22 protein-coding genes are annotated in these 17,322 nt (G+C 66.4%); 8 read left to right on the forward strand and 14 right to left on the reverse strand.

Annotated features, from left to right (window positions below):
- The first annotated feature begins 50 nt into the window (after positions 1 to 50).
- Genes HUT07_RS13940 through HUT07_RS13955 form a run of 4 tightly spaced genes read left to right on the forward strand, consistent with a single transcriptional unit; the run spans position 51 to position 2,845 of the window.
- Positions 51 to 527: an EF-hand domain-containing protein gene (locus HUT07_RS13940; RefSeq protein WP_176021427.1), complete on the forward strand. Its 477-nt coding sequence runs from the start codon at positions 51 to 53 to the stop codon at positions 525 to 527.
- A 55-nt stretch (positions 528 to 582) separates the two neighbouring features.
- A complete protein-coding gene (locus HUT07_RS13945; protein WP_176021428.1) occupies positions 583 to 1,428 on the forward strand; it encodes a DUF692 domain-containing protein in 846 nt (281 codons plus the stop codon).
- Complete coding sequence (locus tag HUT07_RS13950; protein ID WP_176021429.1) at positions 1,421 to 2,155, forward strand: putative DNA-binding domain-containing protein; 735 nt, start codon at positions 1,421 to 1,423, stop codon at positions 2,153 to 2,155. The genes HUT07_RS13945 and HUT07_RS13950 overlap by 8 nt, the downstream gene beginning before the upstream one ends.
- A 51-nt stretch (positions 2,156 to 2,206) precedes the next feature.
- Positions 2,207 to 2,845, forward strand: coding sequence for a ferric reductase-like transmembrane domain-containing protein (locus HUT07_RS13955; protein WP_176021430.1), 639 nt, complete (start codon positions 2,207 to 2,209; stop codon positions 2,843 to 2,845).
- A 70-nt stretch (positions 2,846 to 2,915) separates the two neighbouring features.
- Here the strand turns inward: HUT07_RS13955 and HUT07_RS13960 are convergent, their stop codons facing one another.
- The 6 genes from HUT07_RS13960 to HUT07_RS13985 form a co-directional block, all read right to left on the reverse strand.
- Positions 2,916 to 3,320 (reverse strand): hypothetical protein, encoded by a 405-nt coding sequence (locus tag HUT07_RS13960; RefSeq protein WP_176021431.1) that lies wholly within the window; start codon positions 3,318 to 3,320, stop codon positions 2,916 to 2,918.
- 75 nt (positions 3,321 to 3,395) lie between these two features.
- Complete coding sequence (locus HUT07_RS13965; RefSeq protein WP_176022557.1) at positions 3,396 to 4,532, reverse strand: metallophosphoesterase; 1,137 nt, start codon at positions 4,530 to 4,532, stop codon at positions 3,396 to 3,398.
- A gap of 82 nt (positions 4,533 to 4,614) precedes the next feature.
- A complete protein-coding gene (locus tag HUT07_RS13970) occupies positions 4,615 to 6,153 on the reverse strand; it encodes a TerC family protein (protein ID WP_176021432.1) in 1,539 nt (512 codons plus the stop codon).
- 46 nt (positions 6,154 to 6,199) lie between these two features.
- A complete protein-coding gene (locus HUT07_RS13975) occupies positions 6,200 to 6,424 on the reverse strand; it encodes a helix-turn-helix transcriptional regulator (protein ID WP_176021433.1) in 225 nt (74 codons plus the stop codon).
- Positions 6,425 to 6,437: 13 nt separating this feature from the next.
- Positions 6,438 to 6,905 (reverse strand): DUF2975 domain-containing protein, encoded by a 468-nt coding sequence (locus HUT07_RS13980; protein WP_176022558.1) that lies wholly within the window; start codon positions 6,903 to 6,905, stop codon positions 6,438 to 6,440.
- A 185-nt stretch (positions 6,906 to 7,090) separates the two neighbouring features.
- Positions 7,091 to 7,690, reverse strand: a complete 600-nt coding sequence (locus HUT07_RS13985) for a hypothetical protein (RefSeq protein ID WP_176021434.1) — start codon at positions 7,688 to 7,690, stop codon at positions 7,091 to 7,093.
- A gap of 131 nt (positions 7,691 to 7,821) precedes the next feature.
- Here HUT07_RS13985 and HUT07_RS13990 point away from each other — a divergent pair, with 131 nt between their 5' ends.
- Entirely contained in the window at positions 7,822 to 8,133 is a 312-nt protein-coding gene (locus tag HUT07_RS13990; protein WP_176021435.1) for a metalloregulator ArsR/SmtB family transcription factor, read from the forward strand.
- A gap of 11 nt (positions 8,134 to 8,144) precedes the next feature.
- Positions 8,145 to 9,530, forward strand: coding sequence for a DUF2867 domain-containing protein (locus HUT07_RS13995; RefSeq protein WP_176021436.1), 1,386 nt, complete (start codon positions 8,145 to 8,147; stop codon positions 9,528 to 9,530).
- Positions 9,531 to 9,571: 41 nt separating this feature from the next.
- Here the strand turns inward: HUT07_RS13995 and HUT07_RS14000 are convergent, their stop codons facing one another.
- From HUT07_RS14000 to arsH, 8 genes are all read right to left on the reverse strand, one after another.
- Positions 9,572 to 10,003 (reverse strand): pyridoxamine 5'-phosphate oxidase family protein, encoded by a 432-nt coding sequence (locus tag HUT07_RS14000; protein ID WP_176021437.1) that lies wholly within the window; start codon positions 10,001 to 10,003, stop codon positions 9,572 to 9,574.
- 143 nt (positions 10,004 to 10,146) lie between these two features.
- A complete protein-coding gene (locus HUT07_RS14005; RefSeq protein WP_176021438.1) occupies positions 10,147 to 10,647 on the reverse strand; it encodes a GNAT family N-acetyltransferase in 501 nt (166 codons plus the stop codon).
- A gap of 11 nt (positions 10,648 to 10,658) precedes the next feature.
- Positions 10,659 to 11,102 (reverse strand): hypothetical protein, encoded by a 444-nt coding sequence (locus HUT07_RS14010; protein ID WP_176021439.1) that lies wholly within the window; start codon positions 11,100 to 11,102, stop codon positions 10,659 to 10,661.
- A gap of 72 nt (positions 11,103 to 11,174) precedes the next feature.
- The gene (locus tag HUT07_RS14015) at positions 11,175 to 12,917 is read right to left on the reverse strand and encodes a GGDEF domain-containing protein (RefSeq protein WP_176021440.1); all 1,743 of its coding nucleotides are present in this window, start codon (positions 12,915 to 12,917) and stop codon (positions 11,175 to 11,177) included.
- Positions 12,918 to 12,972: 55 nt separating this feature from the next.
- A complete protein-coding gene (locus tag HUT07_RS14020) occupies positions 12,973 to 13,998 on the reverse strand; it encodes an AI-2E family transporter (RefSeq protein ID WP_176021441.1) in 1,026 nt (341 codons plus the stop codon).
- Between the two features lie 109 nt (positions 13,999 to 14,107).
- On the reverse strand, positions 14,108 to 14,479 hold the full coding sequence (locus HUT07_RS14025) for a hypothetical protein (protein WP_176021442.1): 372 nt from the start codon (positions 14,477 to 14,479) through the stop codon (positions 14,108 to 14,110).
- A gap of 60 nt (positions 14,480 to 14,539) precedes the next feature.
- Positions 14,540 to 15,592 (reverse strand): sensor domain-containing diguanylate cyclase, encoded by a 1,053-nt coding sequence (locus HUT07_RS14030; protein ID WP_176021443.1) that lies wholly within the window; start codon positions 15,590 to 15,592, stop codon positions 14,540 to 14,542.
- Between the two features lie 116 nt (positions 15,593 to 15,708).
- Positions 15,709 to 16,440 (reverse strand): arsenical resistance protein ArsH, encoded by a 732-nt coding sequence (gene arsH / locus HUT07_RS14035; protein ID WP_176021444.1) that lies wholly within the window; start codon positions 16,438 to 16,440, stop codon positions 15,709 to 15,711.
- A gap of 17 nt (positions 16,441 to 16,457) precedes the next feature.
- Here arsH and HUT07_RS14040 point away from each other — a divergent pair, with 17 nt between their 5' ends.
- Complete coding sequence (locus HUT07_RS14040) at positions 16,458 to 16,787, forward strand: metalloregulator ArsR/SmtB family transcription factor (RefSeq protein ID WP_176021445.1); 330 nt, start codon at positions 16,458 to 16,460, stop codon at positions 16,785 to 16,787.
- A gap of 15 nt (positions 16,788 to 16,802) precedes the next feature.
- Complete coding sequence (locus HUT07_RS14045) at positions 16,803 to 17,309, forward strand: arsenate reductase ArsC (RefSeq protein ID WP_176021446.1); 507 nt, start codon at positions 16,803 to 16,805, stop codon at positions 17,307 to 17,309.
- Positions 17,310 to 17,322 lie beyond the last annotated feature (13 nt).

Here is a 17,322-nt window from a genome sequence, read left to right on the forward strand (position 1 = left end):
CGCGGCGTCCATCCCGCACGCCCTGCGTGCACATCCAAGGAGTCACCACCATGTCCGTCTCGACCAAGAACACCGCTGCTTCCCGTCTGCCGCGCATCGGCGCCATCGGCATCGCCCTGGCTGGCGGCCTGCTGCTGGCCGGCCAGGCCGCCGCGATCCAGCCGCTGGCGATCAGTGCCGTGGCCATGAGCGCCGCCGCCGAAGGCAAGTGCGGTGAAGGCAAGTGCGGCGCCAACAAGGCCGCCACCAGCAAGCCCGCCGGCAAGGCCAAGGTGGCCGAAGGCCAGTGTGGCGAAGGCAAGTGCGGCGACGCTTCATTTGCCCGTACCGACCGTGACCACGACGGCCGGGTCTCGCGTGCCGAGTTCAACGCCGTGGCCGCCAAGCGTGCCGCCGAATTCGACCGCATCGACACCGACCACGACGGCTACATCAGCGAACAGGAAGCGCACGACTACCTGCGCAGCGTCTACACCGCCCACGGCAAGCCGATGCCGAAGGGCCTGTTCTCCCGCGTCAACGACTGATTGCCCCTCAACTGCGCCGCCCTCGTGGCGGCGCCTCTGCCCTGGAGTACCGCGCATGTCCCTGCCCCTGCCTTCCGCCAGCGCCGGCCTTGGCCTGCGCCGTGGCCTGATCGATGAGCTGCTGACGATGCCGGCCGATGCCGTCGACTTCCTCGAAGTGTCGCCGGACAACTGGATCGGCGTCGGCGGTGCCCACGGTGCCGCACTGCGCCAGCTGAGCGAGCGCCATCGCCTGACCTGCCACGGCCTGTCGCTGTCGCTGGGCGGCCCGGACCCGCTGGATCGCACGCTGCTCGCGCAGACCCGTGCCTTCCTCGATCTGCACCAGGTGCAGCTGTACAGCGAACACCTGAGCTACTGCGCCGCCGGCGGCCATGTCTACGATCTGCTGCCGCTGCCGTTCACCGCCGAGGCCGTGCACCACGTCGCCGGTCGCATCGCGCAGGTGCAGGACACGCTGGGCCGACGCATCGCGGTGGAGAACATCTCCTACTACGCGGTGCCTGGTGCGGACATGAGCGAGATCGATTTCATCAATGCCGTACTGGCCGAAGCCGACTGCGATCTGCTGCTGGACGTCAACAATGTCTTCGTCAACGCCTGCAACAATGGCTACGACGCCTTCGATTTCCTGGCCCGCGTGCCTGGCCATCGCGTTGCCTCGCTGCATGTGGCCGGCCACTTCGACGAGGACGATGGTTTCAAGATCGACACCCATGGCGCGCCGGTGAAGGGCGTGGTCTGGGCGCTGCTGCGCGAGGCCTATGCGCGTGTCGGCGTGCGCCCCACCCTGCTGGAACGCGATTTCAACTTCCCGCCGCTGGTCGAACTGCTGGCCGAGGTCACGCAGATCCGCCAGGCCCAGGCCGAGGTGCTGCTGCCGGAGATGGTCCATGGCTGAGTCGCTGGCCACCCTGCAGCAGCGCTGGGCCGACCACGTGCGCGACCCGTCGATGCCCGCGCCCAATGGCATCGAAGCACGGCGGATGGCGGTCTATCGCCGCCTCTGCATCGACAGCCTGGACAGCCTGTTGGCCGGCAGCCTGCCGCGCCTGCAGGCGCAGCTGGGCGCTGCCCGCTGGCGCGAAACAGTCGAACACTACTACGCACGTCATGCCTGCCACACGCCTTTGTTCCCGCAGATCGCCGGCGAATTCGCCGCGTGGCTGGCCATGCAGGACGCGTTCGCGCTGCCCGGCTGGGCGGCGGAACTGGCGCACTACCAAAGCACGCAGCAGGCGCTGCACATCGAAGCGCGCGATGCCGGGCATTCGTTGCGGTACACGCCTGCGGGCAGCGACGTGCTGGCGCTGTCGCCGCTGGTGCGGGTACTGGGCTACCAGTGGCCGGTGCATGAGGACGCCGCGCTGGACGATGCCGCCGCCAGCGAGCCGACGCTTCTGCTGCTGCGCCGCCTGGCGAACTACCAGCTGCAGGTCGAGGAACTGGCACCGCTGGCGTATGCGCTGCTGTCGGCCTTTGGCGATGACGGTAGTCGCGTGGATGACGCCCTGCAGGCGCTGGCCGAGGCACATGACGTGACCGCGGATGCACTGCACGTGGTGGCCGCGCCTGTGCTGGGCGAACTGTGCGCAGCCGGCGTGTTGGTTGTGCTGACCGGGTTCTGAGATTGCCGGCCGGCGGCCGGCACTACCCACTTCTATTTCGAGGTTTGAACAATGGCTTTTTCCAATACTTCCTTCCTGCACGGCTGGCGCCTGTTCCTGGCCATTGCCGTGGTGCTCATCGCCTTTGCGCTGGCCGCGTTCGCCCTGCACGCCGACGTGGCCGAAGGCAGTCGCGCGGCGATCCGGGTTACTGCACGCACGTCGTTCCTTCTTTTCCTGATCACGTTCACCGCATCCTCGTTCGCCAGCCTGCTGCCGGGGCCGACCAGCCGCTTCCTGCTGCGCGAACGCCGGATGATCGGCCTGTCGTTTGCGTTCTCGCACCTGCTGCATGCCATCGCGATCACCGCGTTCGGCATCCTCAACCCGGCGTTCTGGCCGGCACGTTCGGCCCTGGCCAATCTGCCTGGCACGGTGGGCTATGTGGCCATCCTCGCGCTGGCGATCACCTCGCACCGCGGCATCGCCCGGCGCATGGGCCCCACCGCATGGCGACGCCTGCACGTCACCGGCATGTGGATCATCGCCGCGGTGTTCACCTACTCGTACTTCAAGCGCGTGCCCGGCAACTTCTGGTACGCGGTGCCTTCGGCGCTGCTGTTCACGGCCTTCGTGGTGCGCGCGATCGCAAAGCGGGCACAGTCGCTGCGGCGGAATGTGCCTGCGCGAGCAGCACTGCGGAGTTCGTAGAACAGCGGGCTCCCTGTAGAACCGAGCCCATGCTCGGCTGCCTCTGCTTCAGCCGAGCATGGGCTCGGCTCTACAGAGGGATCCCAGCACGATAGGCAGCGTAGGCATCGAGGATCTTCTTCATCCTTGCACGCTGCTTGACGCCCATCGGCACCCGCTGCACACGTTTCAGCAGCGTCTTCCACATGTATCCGGAACGGAAGAAGAACGGCCGCACCTCAAGGAAGGTCAGCACGACATCCACCGTATTCGGATCGTGTCCGGCAAGTTGCCTCAGCGCGTTGGCGTAGCCACCCGGGAACGCGAGCCGTTCATAGCGGTGATTGAATTCAGCGCAGGCTGCCGCATGCCGCTGCATCTCTTCCGGGCCACGCCAGCGCGCGCCAGCTGCAACGCGGATGGCCTGGCGCAGCCGGTTGATCTCGTCCGCATTGGCACGGATCAGGCGTTCCATGGGCGCGCGGGTATCAGACATGGTTCCTTCCATGTGGTGCGTCGGGGGTCAGAGCTCTTTGCAGTCAGTGGCAAACGGCTCCGCCCCCGTTCTGCGTCACCGCGCGCGACGCAGCGTGATCAACGTGATCTCCGACGGCACACCGATGCGCGCCGGGAAGCCGGCCCACAGGCCAGCCCCGTTGCTTACGTACAGCGTCATGCCGTCCACCGTGTAACGGCCTGAGACGAATCCACCGTTGGCGCGCTTCACCAGCTGGTCCATGCCGATGATCTGGCCGCCATGGGTATGTCCGGAAAGCTGCAGCTTCACCCCGCGTGCCGCCGCTTCGCGTGCATTGCGCGGCCGATGGTCAAGAAGGATCACCGGCGCGACCGGGTCGGCACCGGCCAGCGCTGCTTCCAGGTCGGGCAATGGCAGGCCATAACGGGAGGCCACCGGGTCGGTCACCCCGGCGATGGTCAGCGCAGCATCGCCACGGCGCACCAGGATGTGGCTGTTTTCCAACACCTGCATGTGCAGCGCGCGGAACGCCTGCATCCATTCGCTGTACTGCGCGTAATACTCGTGGTTGCCGGTGATGGCGATCACCCCGTCCGGCGCACGCAGATCCGCCAGTGGCGTGTAATCGTTGCGGCGCGCCTGCACCGTGCCGTCAATGAGGTCGCCGGTGATCACCACCAGGTCCGGTTGCAGCGCATTGCTTTCAGCCACGACCTGGCGCACCCAGTCGCCGGTGAGCAGGCGGCTGGCATGGATGTCGGTGAGCTGCAGCACGCGGTAGCCATCGAAGGCCTGCGGCAGCCCGGCAATGGCCACCTCGATCTGTCGCGGCTTGGGCACGGCCATGCCCTGGCTTACGCCAAAGGCGCTGAGCAGCAGTGCCAGCACCGCCGCCGACGGGCGTAGCGCCTTGCTGCGCAGTGCAGAGACGGCGCGCGGGGCGCGCAACAGGCGTGCGGCCAACAGACCAGCGTCCAGCACCAGCAGCGCCAGGGCCAGCAGCAGAACGGCGGTGGAGCCGGTGGCCAGCGTGGCAATGGCCATCTTCGGAATTTCCGGCGAGGCCATCGTGCCCCAGAAGCTGGCGACGATGCGTAGTTGCACGGCCATGCCCACCAGCAGCACGGACAGCCCCCCCTTCAACCAGACGGGCAGGCGCAGCGGCCAGAACAGGCGCCAGGCCACATACAGGCCCATCAGAAAACCAATCGTACTCAGCACTGCGACAATCCAGAACGGCAAACAGGCCCGTCATGGTGACGGCAGAAGATGGCAATGGATAGAGCCGGGCACGGGCTCGGCCCTATCGTCGTCACGCTTCCGGCAGGCGTTCCACCCGCAACCGCGTGATGCGGCGCTTCTCCATCGCCAGCACGGTGATGCGGATACCGGCCACATCCAGCGTGTCGCCTATGTCGGGCAGGCGCCCCAGCTGTTCCAGCACCAGCCCGGAGATGGTCATGTAGTCCGCACTGCGCGGCAGTGACACGCCGGCCAGCCGCTGCAGGTCGTCCAGGGTCAGCGCGCCGTCGGCGTCCCAGCAGTCCTCGCCCTGCGACACCACGCCATAGCGCTCGTCCTGGGTATCGGCCAGGTCACCGGCGATGGCCGCCAGCAGGTCGTTGGCGGTCACCAGGCCTTCCACGCTACCGTACTCGTCCACCGCCACCGCCAACGGCACCGGGTGCTGGCGGATCAGCTCCAGGGCCTGCAGCGCACTGGCGCTGGACAGCACGTACTGCGGCTCGCGCAGGTTGCCTTCCAGTTGCAGCGGCTTGCCCTGCAGCAGGTCGGCCAGCAGGTCGCGGCTCTGCACCACGCCACGCAGGCTGTCCAGGTCGCCCTCGCCCACCAGCATCCGCGTATGCGGGGACGCCACCAGGCGTGCGACCATGTCGTCGTGGCCGCGCGTCATGTCGATCCACTGCACGTCGGCACGTACGGTCATCACGCTGGAAACCGGACGGTCGGCCAGGCCCAGCACGCTGCGGATCATCTCTTGCTCGGCCGGCTGCAAGCGCTCTTCGGTACTGCCGTGCTCATCGGCTTCTTCTTCATGCTGTCCATTGGCCTGGCGCGCACCCAGCAGGCGCAGCACTGCATCAGCGGTACGCTGGCGGAACGGCTGGCGCTGCTCGTTGCGCTCGCGGTTGAAACGTATCCACTGGTTGAACGCTTCCACCAGGATCGAGAACGCGATGGCCGCGTACAGGTAGCCCTTCGGAATCTTGTAGCCCAAGCCCTCGGCCACCAGGCTGAAACCGATCATCAGCAGGAAGCCCAGGCACAGCACCACCACGGTCGGGTGCTTGTTGACGAAGCGGGTCAGTGGCTTGCTGGCCAGCAGCATCAGCGCCATCGCGATGGTGACTGCCGCATACATCACGCCGAGGTTGTCGACCATGCCGACGGCGGTGATCACCGAGTCCAGCGAAAACACCGCATCAAGCACCACGATCTGCGCCACCACCATCGCGAAGCTGGCATAGACCTTCTTGCCATCTTCATGATGCTCGCGGCCTTCCAGCCGCTCATGCAGCTCCATCGTGCCCTTGAACAGCAGGAACAAGCCGCCGCCCAGCAGGATCAGGTCACGCCCGGAGAAACTGTGCTCGAACAGCGTGATCAGCGGCTCGGTCAGTTTCATGATCCAAGCCAGCGCGGCCAGCAGCACCAATCGCATCAGCAGCGCCAATGCCAGGCCGATCACCCGCGCACGGTCGCGCTGGTGTGGCGGCAGCTTGTCGGCCAGGATCGCAATGAACACCAGGTTGTCGATGCCGAGAACAATCTCCAGCACGACCAGGGTTGCAAGGCCCATCCATATCGAGGGGTCAGCCAACCATTCCATTTCAGGTCCGTTTCGTCAGTAAGGGGAAAGTGATGCGGTGCAGGGCTCAGTCGCCTTCCTGCACCGATGTGGGGTCATGCCCAAGCAGGTCGCCGGGGCTGCATTGCAGTTCGCGGCAGATCGCATCGAGCGTGGAAAAGCGGATCGCACGTGCCTTGCCGGTCTTCAGGATCGACAGGTTGGCCAGAGTGATGTCGATGCGCCCGGCCAGCTCGGACAAGGTCATGCCGCGCTGCTGCAGCATGCGGTCGAGGGTGATGATGATCGCCATCAGATCATGCTCATCAGATCACGCTGTCCAGATCGTCGCGCATCGCTGCGCCGACGGTGAACACGCGGGCCAGCACGAACAGCATCAGCACTGCGATCAGGCCGGTGATCGACATGCCACCGCCCACCTCCATCCACGTGAAGTCCGGCCCCATCCAACTGGCATACAGGCCGATCACGATGGACAGCACCTCCATCACCAGCATCAGCCAGGCCATGCGTTGCAGGCGCACGGCGTTGGCATGGGTGAAGGGGCGTTCGTTGGCCGCAGACCGCAGCAATCGCGCCAGATGGCGCAGGAAGATCAGGCACAGCACCAGCAGCGCGACGATGGCGGCCAGGCCCATGCAGAAATGCAGGAACAGATGCGAACCATGCACGGCCGCCGCCTGCATGTCATGCACGCTGTCCAGCAGCCAACGGCGGTCATAGGCCACCAGCGGCACCGCCAGCAGCGCGGCCAGGATGCCCAGCCAGCACATGGCGCGCACCGCCTGCACGGCGGTCTGGGCCAGGGTGAACAAGCCGCGCGCGGGAAGGGCGCGGGCGGGACGAGCGGTCAAGCAGCCTCCGATGTGAGGCGGCCCTGCCGCCTCGGGGTGGATTTATCGATAAACGATATATCACATCCGCAGGCTGTTGGCTGAACCGTCTGCCTTGGCAAGCGCTACCGGATGGGTGCCGCTGGAGGTGCAGGCGACGCGGCCTGTTCACGCATCGCCTCGCCCGGGGTGGCCGAGGCCATCGCCTGCACCCCTGCTTCGGCGGCCTGCCGGGTAACCAGCCGGAAGCGCACGCGCAGCTTGCTCTCGCCCGGCGTTGCCCAGCCGTACTGGATCGCCACCTGGTCGCCGGACAATGGACCGCGCGAGGGCAGCGAGCGGATCTGCAGCGGTTTCGGTGCGGCCTGCATCAGCCGCGCGAAGCCCTTCTGCACCACCGCCGGGTCGGCCTTCTCGGCATACACGGTGCAGGTGCCATCGTCGGCCCAGCTGACCGCATAGCGGCCACTGGCCAACGGTACCATCCACGCCATGCCCGGCTGGCCCTGCAGCAGCGTGGCGGCCTCGGCCGGCTGCAGCGGCGCCAGACCATTGGCATCCATCAGCGACTGCAGCCGCGCCGGTGCACCGATGTGCTGCATGCAGGCGGTGTCGAACAGTTCGCTGAAGGGATCCTGCGCCGGTACCTTCGGCGCACGCACGGGCTGGGCCATCACCACGATCGGCAGCAGCAGGCCAGCCATCAGCCAGGGCGCAGGGCGCATCGAAACTCCAGGGAACGGAAAGCAGCGGGGAGGATGGCAAAGCCAGATGGCAGAACGCAATGGGCGAGACCGTGCTTGACATCACTCTCGGCCGGGGGGACTATCAGTTAACGAATTAGTTAACTGCCACCATGGACCGCATCTTCGAAGCCCTGGCCTCCACCGCACGTCGACAGATCCTGGCCTACCTCAGCGCCGGCGAACTCAGCGCGGGCGAGCTGGCCGAGCGCTTCGACTTCAGCAAGCCGGCACTCTCCAGCCATCTGCGCATCCTGGAAGACGCCGGCCTGATCGAACGCGAGAAGCGCGGCCAGTTCGTGTACTTCCGGCAGGTGCCCGACCACCTCGCCAACACACTGTTTTCCTGGGCCGCCGAAGTCTGTCCGGTCGGTGGCCCGCTGAAGCGCGAAGCGCGCGCACGCCGCAAGACCCCCGCCCGCTGAGGAGCACTGCGATGCCCGGTTCGACCCGCACCAGCCGTTCGTTCCCGAGTATCCAGCTTCCGGCACAGGACGGCGGTGGCCCGGTGGAAGTCATCCTGATCGCGCAACTCGGCATCGGTGCCGGCGATGCGCTGGTGAGCGATGCCGGCCAGCGCCAGCGTCACCATCCGGCCTTCATCGATGCACTGGACGAGCCTTCGGCGCGACTGGGTGGCATGCACCTGCAGCACGGCGATGCGTCATCGCTGTACAGCTTCGTGGTGGGTGCCGGTGGCCATCCCTTCCATCGTCATGCCGGGCCACGCATGTTCACCGCCATCGCCGGCAGTGCGGGTGCTGAACTGCGGTTTGCCAGCGCATCCGATGGGCAGCTGGCGGACGATCCCTCATACTTCCTGCGGTCGCTGCGTCGTGTCCGCATCCCACCGGACTGCCTGTTCACCGTGCGCTTCGGTGGCGGCACCTGGCATCAGTTCGCCTCGAACAGTCCGGCACACCCTGCCCTGTTCGCACTTTCGTGCCACAGCAATGAGCTGGCCGGGGCAATGAGCGAACACGCACGCGCGCAGGCACAGGCCAATGCCGCAGACATCCCCAGCCTGACCGACGTGCTGCCCGCAGCGCATTGGCCCAGCGCAGCCACACTGGCGGCCACGCCGTTGCTGCAACTGTCACTGCAGGCGGCAGCGCCCAGCCTGCGCGCGCGCCTGTGTGCGCAGACGCGTACGCTGCTCGGGCCGCTGCGTCGCTTCAGCCTGGAGCCACTGCGCGGATTCGTGGAACGGGCAACGCCGGCGTACCCGGTCTGCAGCAGCGCAGCACCGACGCAGGGGATGCTCGCCGGCGCACTGCCACACAGTCACTACAACGACACGACCACGCTGACGCTGCACAACGGGCAGACCGGTCATCGCTCCGCCTCTGCCCTGCTGGCCGACGTACTGGACGGATTCCTGCGCAACCCGCCAGCGGGCGTCGGCCGCTTGATGGCCCTGCGCAATCGTCTGGTTGCGCCGCTGCGTCTACGCACCTCTCCGCTGGGCTGCCCGGTGTCGTCACTGCTGTCCACCGATCGCAGCCGCGTCTTCGGCGGACGTTTCCCGGTGCTGGATGCGCAGGTGGATGTGGATGACCGGTGTGCCGAAGTGCTGCTCGGTGCCGATGACCGCCATCTGCGGTTCCGCAGCAGCGTACGCGTGGAGTTCAGCGAGGACGGCCAGGTTGAGATCAGTCTGGGCTCGCGGGTGCAGACGCTCAATGCGTTCGGCCGCTTCTACATGGCGATGATCGACAGCGCGCATCGGCATTACGTCGCACCGGCACTGCTGCGCCGTGCAGTGGAACATGCGCTGGCGCCGGAACTTGCGGCGTGGTCGGGCGAGCCTGCGCACTCCTGACCGATGGATGCAAGGCAAGGCGCCCCGTGCGGGTTCCGTGATCAGACCACGATTTCGCCCTCGTCCTCGCCATCCCAGTAATGGATGCGGCTGGCATGCACGTGGATCAGCACCAGCCCCGGTGTATCCACGCCTTGTTCGAACCAGCGCTCCAGATCCTTCACCCAGTGCTGGGCCATCGTGCCGCGATCGCGCACCAGCGCTGCCCTGCCCTGCACGTGCACGAACAGCGGCGGCTTGCCCAGCAGCGACTTGCTGCCGGTAAGACCCAGCGCCACGTTCGGGTCAGCGCTGATCTCGCGCACCATGTCGGTGTTTTCCATGGTGAAGAACCAGCTGTCGCCGTCGTAGTCCACATCGCCGTTGTTGCTCATCGGGCGGCCCGCGATCTGGCCACCGGCGTGGGTCTGCAACATGGTGAAATCGATGCCGGCCATCTTCTTGGCCAGTTCGGGCAGGGTGAGCGTAGTCATGGGCAGTGCCTTCAACAGGTGGGCGCCCAGCGTCGGCCCAGTGCGGTGACCGAGGCGTGGATGGATGCTGCCGGTTTCTTCACGCGGCAAGCCTGCCCGGCGCGCCTCGTGCAGCGCACTCGCGCTTCCGCGACCGTCAACCTTCAATACGGATAGCGGAACACCAGATCGTCCGGATCGCTGCGCACCGCTGTCCCATCCAACACCCCGCCAAGGCGAACGGCCACGGCCTGCGAGGCATGGTTGTCCGGCGCCATGTAGCTGACCAGTGTCGGCAGGCCACGCACCACGAATGCCCAGTCACGCAGCGCCGCTGCAGCTTCGCTGGCGAACCCGTGTCCTTCCTGCCCGGCATACAGCAACCAGCCCAGCTCCTGTTCCGGGAACAACGGGCCATGGTTGATGCCCACCTGGCCGATGCACTCGCCCGTGTCGCGGCGCTCGATCATCAAGGCACCGTGTCCGAACAGATGCCAGCTGGCCAGGTCGTGGCAGAACTGCCCCCACGCGGCGACCTCACCGAACGGCCCGCCCATGCCGCGTGCCCGGGGCGAGGCAAGGAATGCGGCATATACGGGAAAATCGTCCAGGCGCTGCGCGCGCAGGCGCAGGCGTGGTGTTTCCAGCAACGGGATGTCGATCATGCGTGCGTGGGTCAGTACACCGCCAGGAAGCCGCAGCCCCGGCGTTGTGGTTGGCCTTCAACCGTCACCTGCACGCTGGCCGATGTCTCCACGCCTTCGGCATTGCGGCAGGGCTCGCGCTTGATCTCGACGATGGTCGGCTGCTTGCCCAGCTCACCGTTGAGCACCGTCAACGAACTGGGTGCACCGGCCGGTTGGCCGAGATAGAGCAACGTACCGGTGCTGCTGCGGCCGGCAATGGTAAGCGTGGAATCGTGATTGCCCTTGCCGGTGGAGGCGATTTCAATGGACCAGCCCTCACCGCCGCCGGTAAAGGCAGGCACCGGACTGGCATCGGCGGCAATCGACGGATGACGCGGCGCATCGGCGCCTGCATCGGCTTGCGGTGCGCTGCTGGCGCAGCCAGCGAACAGGCCCGCCACCAGCGTGGCAGTCACAACGGAACGCAGGGTCATGGCGTACTCCTCCGGCAGACGAGCGGCCAGTCTAGGCAGCAATGCGTGCGCTGGCGATGAACGAGACCACCCTCAGCGTGCCCCGCGCCCACCCGTAGCCACCTGCACCCGGTCGCGGCCAAGCGATTTGGCCGCGTACATGGCCGTGTCGGCAGCACGTACCAGTGCGTGCCAGCCAATCGGATCAAGCGTGCCTTGGGCAACTCCGAAGCTGGCAGTGACCCGCAGGGTGTCGCCACTGCTCAGCACGATGTCCTTGCCGCGCAGTGCCACCCGCAGCGACTCGGCCAGCTGCCGGCCACTGGCCAGATCGCCCTCGGCCAACAGCACCAGGAACTCCTCGCCGCCGTATCGGGCGATGCAGTCGTCGCGGCGCAGGTGGCTGCGCAGCAACTGCGCCACCTGCACCAGTACATCGTCACCGGCCGCATGGCCCTGCCCATCGTTGATCGACTTGAAGTGATCGACGTCCAGCAGAATCACCACCGCCTGCACGCTTCCATCGGCATATCGCTGTCGTACCAGCTCCTCCAGCGAGCGCCGGTTCAACAGGCCGGTCAGCTGATCGGTATCGGCCAGTTCGCGCAGTTCACGGGTCAATGCCGAACGCTGGTGCGACTTTGCCCGCAACACCTCGATGGCATCGAACAGGCGCTGCATTTCCGCCATCGGGTGGGTGGCATGCTGCTCGGTGCCCGGCGTATCCGAGGCGATCTGGATCACCTGCCTCTGCGCCTGCAGCAACGGCCGCAGGATCTGCACGTGGGCAATGCGCAGCGCCAGCGCAAGCAGCAGCAGCGTCCCCAGCGCGGTGGCAGCCAGTATGGCCAGGCGCACCGCCTCCTTGTTCCGGGTCTGCTCGAAGCGTGCAATCGAAACGCCCAGGTAACCATCGCGCAGCGCTTCCAGGGATTGCAGGGTCGGCACGTAGCGTGAGGTGAACTCGGCTGCCGTCCAAGGTGGCGGCACGCCGCGCCGGCCATCGTCGATCAATTGTTCCACCATCGGCAACGACTGGCCGAAGAACTGGCGGCGCGCCATGTCCCAATGCCAGGACAGCGTCGGCTCGCTGCGGAACACCGACTCGTGGCTGGCCGCCAACCGCCACAGCTCCAGGAGGCGGCCTTCGGTCTGCTGCGCGGCGCGTACCTGCGACTCGCGCCACGCGCCGGGCACGGCCAGCGGCGCCATCACGTTCGATGCCAGGCGGCCACCATGCTCGCGCAGGTCGATCAGGATCTGCCCCTGCATGGCAGGAATCGCGGCTTCTCGATCGGCAGCGACCAGATCGCTGATCTGCACCGAGGTCAGCGCCTGCAGCCGGTCATAGACAGCGAACATGCTGTTGATCGCGTGCCCTACCTGCTCGGCCGAGCGCTCGCCTCTGGGCAGCCCGGCGACCCGGTCCACTGCAGCGCGCGCAGTCTGCAGCCGACGCCGCGCTTCATGCAGGCGTGGTGTTTCGTCCACCACCCGCGGGTCGGTCTGGAACACGGTCTGCAGGTGCTGCGTCGCGGCGTCCACCCGCTGCCGGGCGACCGCCAGTTGTGCGGCGAGCCGGCGCTGCTCCCGCGCATCGGCGATATCCGCCCCGAGCAGGCTGTTGGCCGGTCCACGCTCGGCCGACACCAGATTGGCCAGCTCGAAGGTCAGCCGCAACTGCTGCAGGCTGACCAGGTTCGCCTCGGCCTCGGTGTAGCGCTGAGTACCCTGTACCAGCGCGATGGCCATCAGCGGCAGCGTGCACAGCACGAACAGGCCACCGAGGATCCAGAGCCAGGTCTGCAGTCCGTTTGGCGATGCCCTGCGGCCCATCGATGTATCCTCTGGCGTGAGGATCAGTGTAGCGCTGCACCCGCGTGAAGACGGGTCAAATCCAGCGCTGGTCCACCAGTTCGCGCTTCACATAGGCGTAGAACACCGGCGCAGCCACCAACCCGGGCAGGCCGAAGGCCGCTTCCATCACCAGCATGGCCAGCAGCAGTTCCCAGGCGCGCGCCTGGATCTCGCCGCCAACAATGCGCGCGTTGAGAAAGTACTCCAGCTTGTGGATCACCACCAGGTACAGCAGCGCAGCCACGGCCACATAGAACGACACCGACAGGGCCACGATGGTGATGATGGTGTTGGAGATGATGTTGCCCACCACCGGCAGCAACCCGGCGATGAAGGTGATCAGCACCAGCGTCTTCGACAGCGGCAGGTGCACGCCGAACAGCGGCAGCACACCCAGCAGGAAAACAGCGGTGAACACGGTGTTGAGCAGCGAGATCTTGACCTGGGCGAACACCACCTGGCGGAACGCGGTGGCCAGGCGGCTGGTGCGTCCGATCAGCTCCTGCGCCAGGGGGCCCATCTTCGGCAGCGGCAGTTCGTCGTACAGCGCGATCATCGCACCCAGCACCATGCCGATCAGCACGCGCACGCCTACCTGCACCACCGATGTACCGGCCACGCCCAATTGCCGCTGGTGCTCGGCGGCCCACTCGTTCACCGCCGCACGCAGTGCCGTCAGGTCTTCGGGGATGTAGGGCTGCAACAGGGCCGGCACCTGGTGCCGGGAGGTGTTGAGGATGTCCATCAACCGCGCCAGCAACACGTCAGGCCCACCGGTCTCGTTGCGGAAGAACGAAGCCACGCCGATACCAGCCAGCACCAACGCGCTGATGATCACCGCCGACAGCACGATCACCGCGATCGCCCGTGCCCGCCCGGGACGCAGCTTGCCTTCCACGGTAGAGGCCAGCACATGGGTCAGCTGGAACACCAGCAGGCCGGAAAGCAGGGTCACCACCAGGCCAAGCTTCAGTGCCAGCCACATGCCCAGCAGCATCATCAGCCAGGCCGCGATCCTCGGGACAGGGGGCTTGGGCTGGGCAACGAGGGCGTCTTGCATGGGGGCACGTCCGGGCGGGGTGGCCCATGGTAGAGGATCGCCCCTGCCAGCGTATCAAACTGAATTGATTGCCCGAATCGTCATCGACGATACCTGGGCCAGCTTGGCGTCACTTGGCAGCACACTGCATCCAATTGATGTCGATGCTGGACCATATGATCTGTTCAGCACCAAGACCGAGGCCATGAAGGATCTCCTGCAATGCAATGCGCGGATCGGATTGACTATCGATCCTTACGGTGAAGCCCGCATCAGGTTCGGCGTCATGGGCGATCAGTTCAGCAACGGCCCCTGACGGCAACCGGATTCCCATCGACCGCCACGCTCCCATGCCGGGCTCACTCCCCCTCAGCAGCGACTGCCCCAGACGACGTGTCAGGAATACGTCGTCCACTCTCATGACCGCAAGCTCGATATAGCCGCCACCCGGCCATGAGTCGCCCGGTTGCATCGCGGCAATCCCACGATCATCACTTCTCATCTCGAATCTCGGCGGCCATTGGATTGAGTGAGTCTGGTCTGTTTCAGCGGGCCCGCGCGCTCACTCGCCGTAGCTGGCGGTGTTCTTGCCCTGTCGCTTGGCGTGGTAGAGCGCGCGATCGGCCTGCGCCAGCCAGTCTTCGACGCTGCCGCCGCACGGCGTGGCGGCAATGCCGATGCTCACGCTGAACTCGATGCCCGGCGTGGCCTGGCGGGCGGCCTCGAGCAGGTGCAGACGCACTCGCTCAGCCACATGCATCGCGTCCACCGGTGCGCAGTCGTGCAGCAGCACGACGAATTCGTCGCCCCCCAGGCGGGCCGGCGTATCGCCTGGCCGCGCGAACTTGCACAGGGTCGAGGCGATGTGCCGCAGCACTTCGTCGCCGGCGCGATGCCCATGCGAATCATTGATGTGCTTGAAGTCATCCACATCAAGCATCAGCAGACAGGCGAAGCCGCCATGCCCTTGCGCCTTGTCCAGCGCCTGCTGCGCGCGCAGGATCAGGAAACCGCGGTTGGCCAGCTCGACCAGCGGATCCATCCGGCTCAGGCGCTGCAGTTGACGGTTCTGCGATTTCACCCGCCGCGCCAGCTGCCAGCTGAGGATGCTGAGTCCAATGCCGTAGACGAACAGGAACGGCACGCAGAGCACGATCGTTCGCTGCGAGGACACGGGTTGATAGGGGAACCCAAGCGCCCACCAGGTGAGCGCGAACCCCATCATCAGCGCCAACGTGGCACGCACCGCCAGGCGCACACCACCGGCGGCGATCTTGTCGGCCACCAGCAACGCGGCGAACAGTGCGCTGGGCACCGCGCTCAGCCCCATGAAGGCGATCCATCCACCGCCGAACAGGGAATCGGCCACCATGCAGCGGAACTGGACCACGGCAGGCTGGCGCGAGCGGTGGGTCAGCACAAGCACCAGTGCCGGCCACGCCAGCGCGTTGAGCAGTAGCAGGGCCCAAGCCAACGCGCCGTCCTGGCGTTCGAGGATGATCGAGGCGATGGGGACGGCGCCCAACCCGTTGCCGACGAAGCGCATCCAGCCGATACGGCGCGCCGCGCCGACGCCTTCGACAGCGCCCTCCGTCGAGTCAGTCAAAAACGACATTGCCGCCCCCTTGAGCGATCGCACCTTCCACTACGGCCCTTGCCGTGCCCTCTGCCGCGAGTCTGACAGCTTTCGATCAATTCGGGATCAAGATCGAGCAGGGCTGCAGGCGTCCGTCATCGCGCAGCCACCGCTCCCGATGCATTGGCGAGCACGGCCGCCTCCTGATCACCCTTGCGCTCGCTGTAGCGATCCACCAGGTAGTCCGAACGGTCGCGTGTGAGAAGGGTGAACTTGACCAGCTCCTCCATTACATCCACCACCCGGTCGTAATACGCCGAGGGTTTCATCCGTCCGTTTTCGTCGAACTCCTGCCATGCCTTGGCCACCGAAGACTGGTTGGGGATGGTCAGCATGCGCATCCATCGCCCCAGCACGCGCAGCGTGTTGACCGTGTTGAACGACTGCGAACCGCCACTGACCTGCATCACCGCCAGCGTCCTGCCCTGCGTCGGGCGCACGCTGCCATCTTCCAGCGGCAGCCAGTCGATCTGGTTCTTGAACACGCCGGTGAGCGTGCCGTGGCGCTCCGGGCTGATCCAGACCTGGCCTTCGGACCACTGGGACCATGCGCGCAGGCGCTGCACTTCAGGGTGATCGGCGCCGACGCTGTCGAGCATGGGCAACGCGTGCGGGTCGAACACCCGGGTCTCGCAGCCAAGGTGGCGCAGCAGGTGCTCGGCCTCCAGCGCCAGCTTGCGGCTGAACGACTGCGGGCGCAGCGAGCCATACAGCAGCAGGATCCGCGGCGGGTGCGTGCGGCCGGTGCCCAGCAGGGTCGGGTCGGGCTGGGGAAGCAACGCTTCGGCCAGATTCGGGAGGGAGGCACTTGCGATGGGTTCATTCATTCGACTATTCTAGAAATATGGAAACAAAGAATGCAATCGCCGCCCTCACCGCGCTTGGCCATGCCACACGCCTGGCCGCCTTCCGCTTGCTGGTGGAAGCCGGCCCGGCCGGCCGCATGGCCGGCGACATCGGCACCGCCCTGCAGGTGCCACCGGCCACGCTCAGCTTCCATCTGAAGGAGCTGCTGCAGGCCGGGCTGGTCGAGAGCGAGAGTCAGGGCCGCAATGTCTGCTACCGCGCCAACTTCAGTGCCATGACCGGCCTGATCGATTACCTCACCCGCAACTGCTGCGCAGGCTCGCCCGACCCGGCCTGCAGCCCCACGTCCCCTGATTGCGCCTGCTGACCGGAGATCCGCTTCGTGACCCCCCAACGCATCCTGTTCCTGTGCACGGGCAATTCCGCCCGCAGTGTTCTTGCCGAAGCCACGCTGCGGACGTGGGCCGGCCACCGCTTCGAGGTGTTCAGCGCCGGCAGTCAGCCAACCGGCGAGGTCAATCCATTCGCCCTGGCCCAACTGCAGGCCGAGGGCATCGCCACCGCAGGCCTGCGCAGCAAATCGTGGGACGAGTTCGCTGATGGCGCGCCGATGGACCTGGTGATCACCGTCTGCGATGCCGCGGCCGCCGAGGCGTGCCCGGTGGTGTTCGGCGACTTCGTGCGTACGCACTGGGGCTTGCCCGATCCAGCCGCCGTCGAGGGCAGCGCCGATGACAAGGCGGCGGCGTTCGCGCAGGCACATGCGATCGTCAAGGCACGGTTGCTGGCCCTGCTGGCATTGCCCGCTGCCACCTGGTCCGACCGCGGGCAGTTGAAAGACGCGCTGGATCGCATTGGTTTCGTGCAAGCCGAAGACGGCCAGGCGTGAGCGCGCCGGCACC

The organism is Stenotrophomonas sp. NA06056 (genome assembly GCF_013364355.1).
Classification (GTDB): Bacteria; Pseudomonadota; Gammaproteobacteria; order Xanthomonadales; family Xanthomonadaceae; genus Stenotrophomonas.

Excerpts from the sequence above, each read along its gene's own strand:
- HUT07_RS13940 (WP_176021427.1), top strand. The coding sequence starts at position 51 with ATGTCCGTCTCGACCAAGAACACCGCTGCTTCCCGTCTGCCGCGCATC.
- HUT07_RS13945 (WP_176021428.1), top strand. The coding sequence starts at position 583 with ATGTCCCTGCCCCTGCCTTCCGCCAGCGCCGGCCTTGGCCTGCGCCGT.
- HUT07_RS13950 (WP_176021429.1), top strand. The coding sequence starts at position 1,421 with ATGGCTGAGTCGCTGGCCACCCTGCAGCAGCGCTGGGCCGACCACGTG.
- HUT07_RS13955 (WP_176021430.1), top strand. The coding sequence starts at position 2,207 with ATGGCTTTTTCCAATACTTCCTTCCTGCACGGCTGGCGCCTGTTCCTG.
- HUT07_RS13960 (WP_176021431.1), bottom strand. The coding sequence starts at position 3,320 with ATGTCTGATACCCGCGCGCCCATGGAACGCCTGATCCGTGCCAATGCG.
- HUT07_RS13970 (WP_176021432.1), bottom strand. The coding sequence starts at position 6,153 with ATGGAATGGTTGGCTGACCCCTCGATATGGATGGGCCTTGCAACCCTG.
- HUT07_RS13975 (WP_176021433.1), bottom strand. The coding sequence starts at position 6,424 with ATGGCGATCATCATCACCCTCGACCGCATGCTGCAGCAGCGCGGCATG.
- HUT07_RS13980 (WP_176022558.1), bottom strand. The coding sequence starts at position 6,905 with ATGTGCTGGCTGGGCATCCTGGCCGCGCTGCTGGCGGTGCCGCTGGTG.
- HUT07_RS13985 (WP_176021434.1), bottom strand. The coding sequence starts at position 7,690 with ATGCGCCCTGCGCCCTGGCTGATGGCTGGCCTGCTGCTGCCGATCGTG.
- HUT07_RS13990 (WP_176021435.1), top strand. The coding sequence starts at position 7,822 with ATGGACCGCATCTTCGAAGCCCTGGCCTCCACCGCACGTCGACAGATC.
- HUT07_RS13995 (WP_176021436.1), top strand. The coding sequence starts at position 8,145 with ATGCCCGGTTCGACCCGCACCAGCCGTTCGTTCCCGAGTATCCAGCTT.
- HUT07_RS14000 (WP_176021437.1), bottom strand. The coding sequence starts at position 10,003 with ATGACTACGCTCACCCTGCCCGAACTGGCCAAGAAGATGGCCGGCATC.
- HUT07_RS14005 (WP_176021438.1), bottom strand. The coding sequence starts at position 10,647 with ATGATCGACATCCCGTTGCTGGAAACACCACGCCTGCGCCTGCGCGCG.
- HUT07_RS14010 (WP_176021439.1), bottom strand. The coding sequence starts at position 11,102 with ATGACCCTGCGTTCCGTTGTGACTGCCACGCTGGTGGCGGGCCTGTTC.
- HUT07_RS14015 (WP_176021440.1), bottom strand. The coding sequence starts at position 12,917 with ATGGGCCGCAGGGCATCGCCAAACGGACTGCAGACCTGGCTCTGGATC.
- HUT07_RS14020 (WP_176021441.1), bottom strand. The coding sequence starts at position 13,998 with ATGCAAGACGCCCTCGTTGCCCAGCCCAAGCCCCCTGTCCCGAGGATC.
- HUT07_RS14025 (WP_176021442.1), bottom strand. The coding sequence starts at position 14,479 with ATGAGAAGTGATGATCGTGGGATTGCCGCGATGCAACCGGGCGACTCA.
- HUT07_RS14030 (WP_176021443.1), bottom strand. The coding sequence starts at position 15,592 with ATGTCGTTTTTGACTGACTCGACGGAGGGCGCTGTCGAAGGCGTCGGC.
- arsH (WP_176021444.1), bottom strand. The coding sequence starts at position 16,440 with ATGAATGAACCCATCGCAAGTGCCTCCCTCCCGAATCTGGCCGAAGCG.
- HUT07_RS14040 (WP_176021445.1), top strand. The coding sequence starts at position 16,458 with ATGGAAACAAAGAATGCAATCGCCGCCCTCACCGCGCTTGGCCATGCC.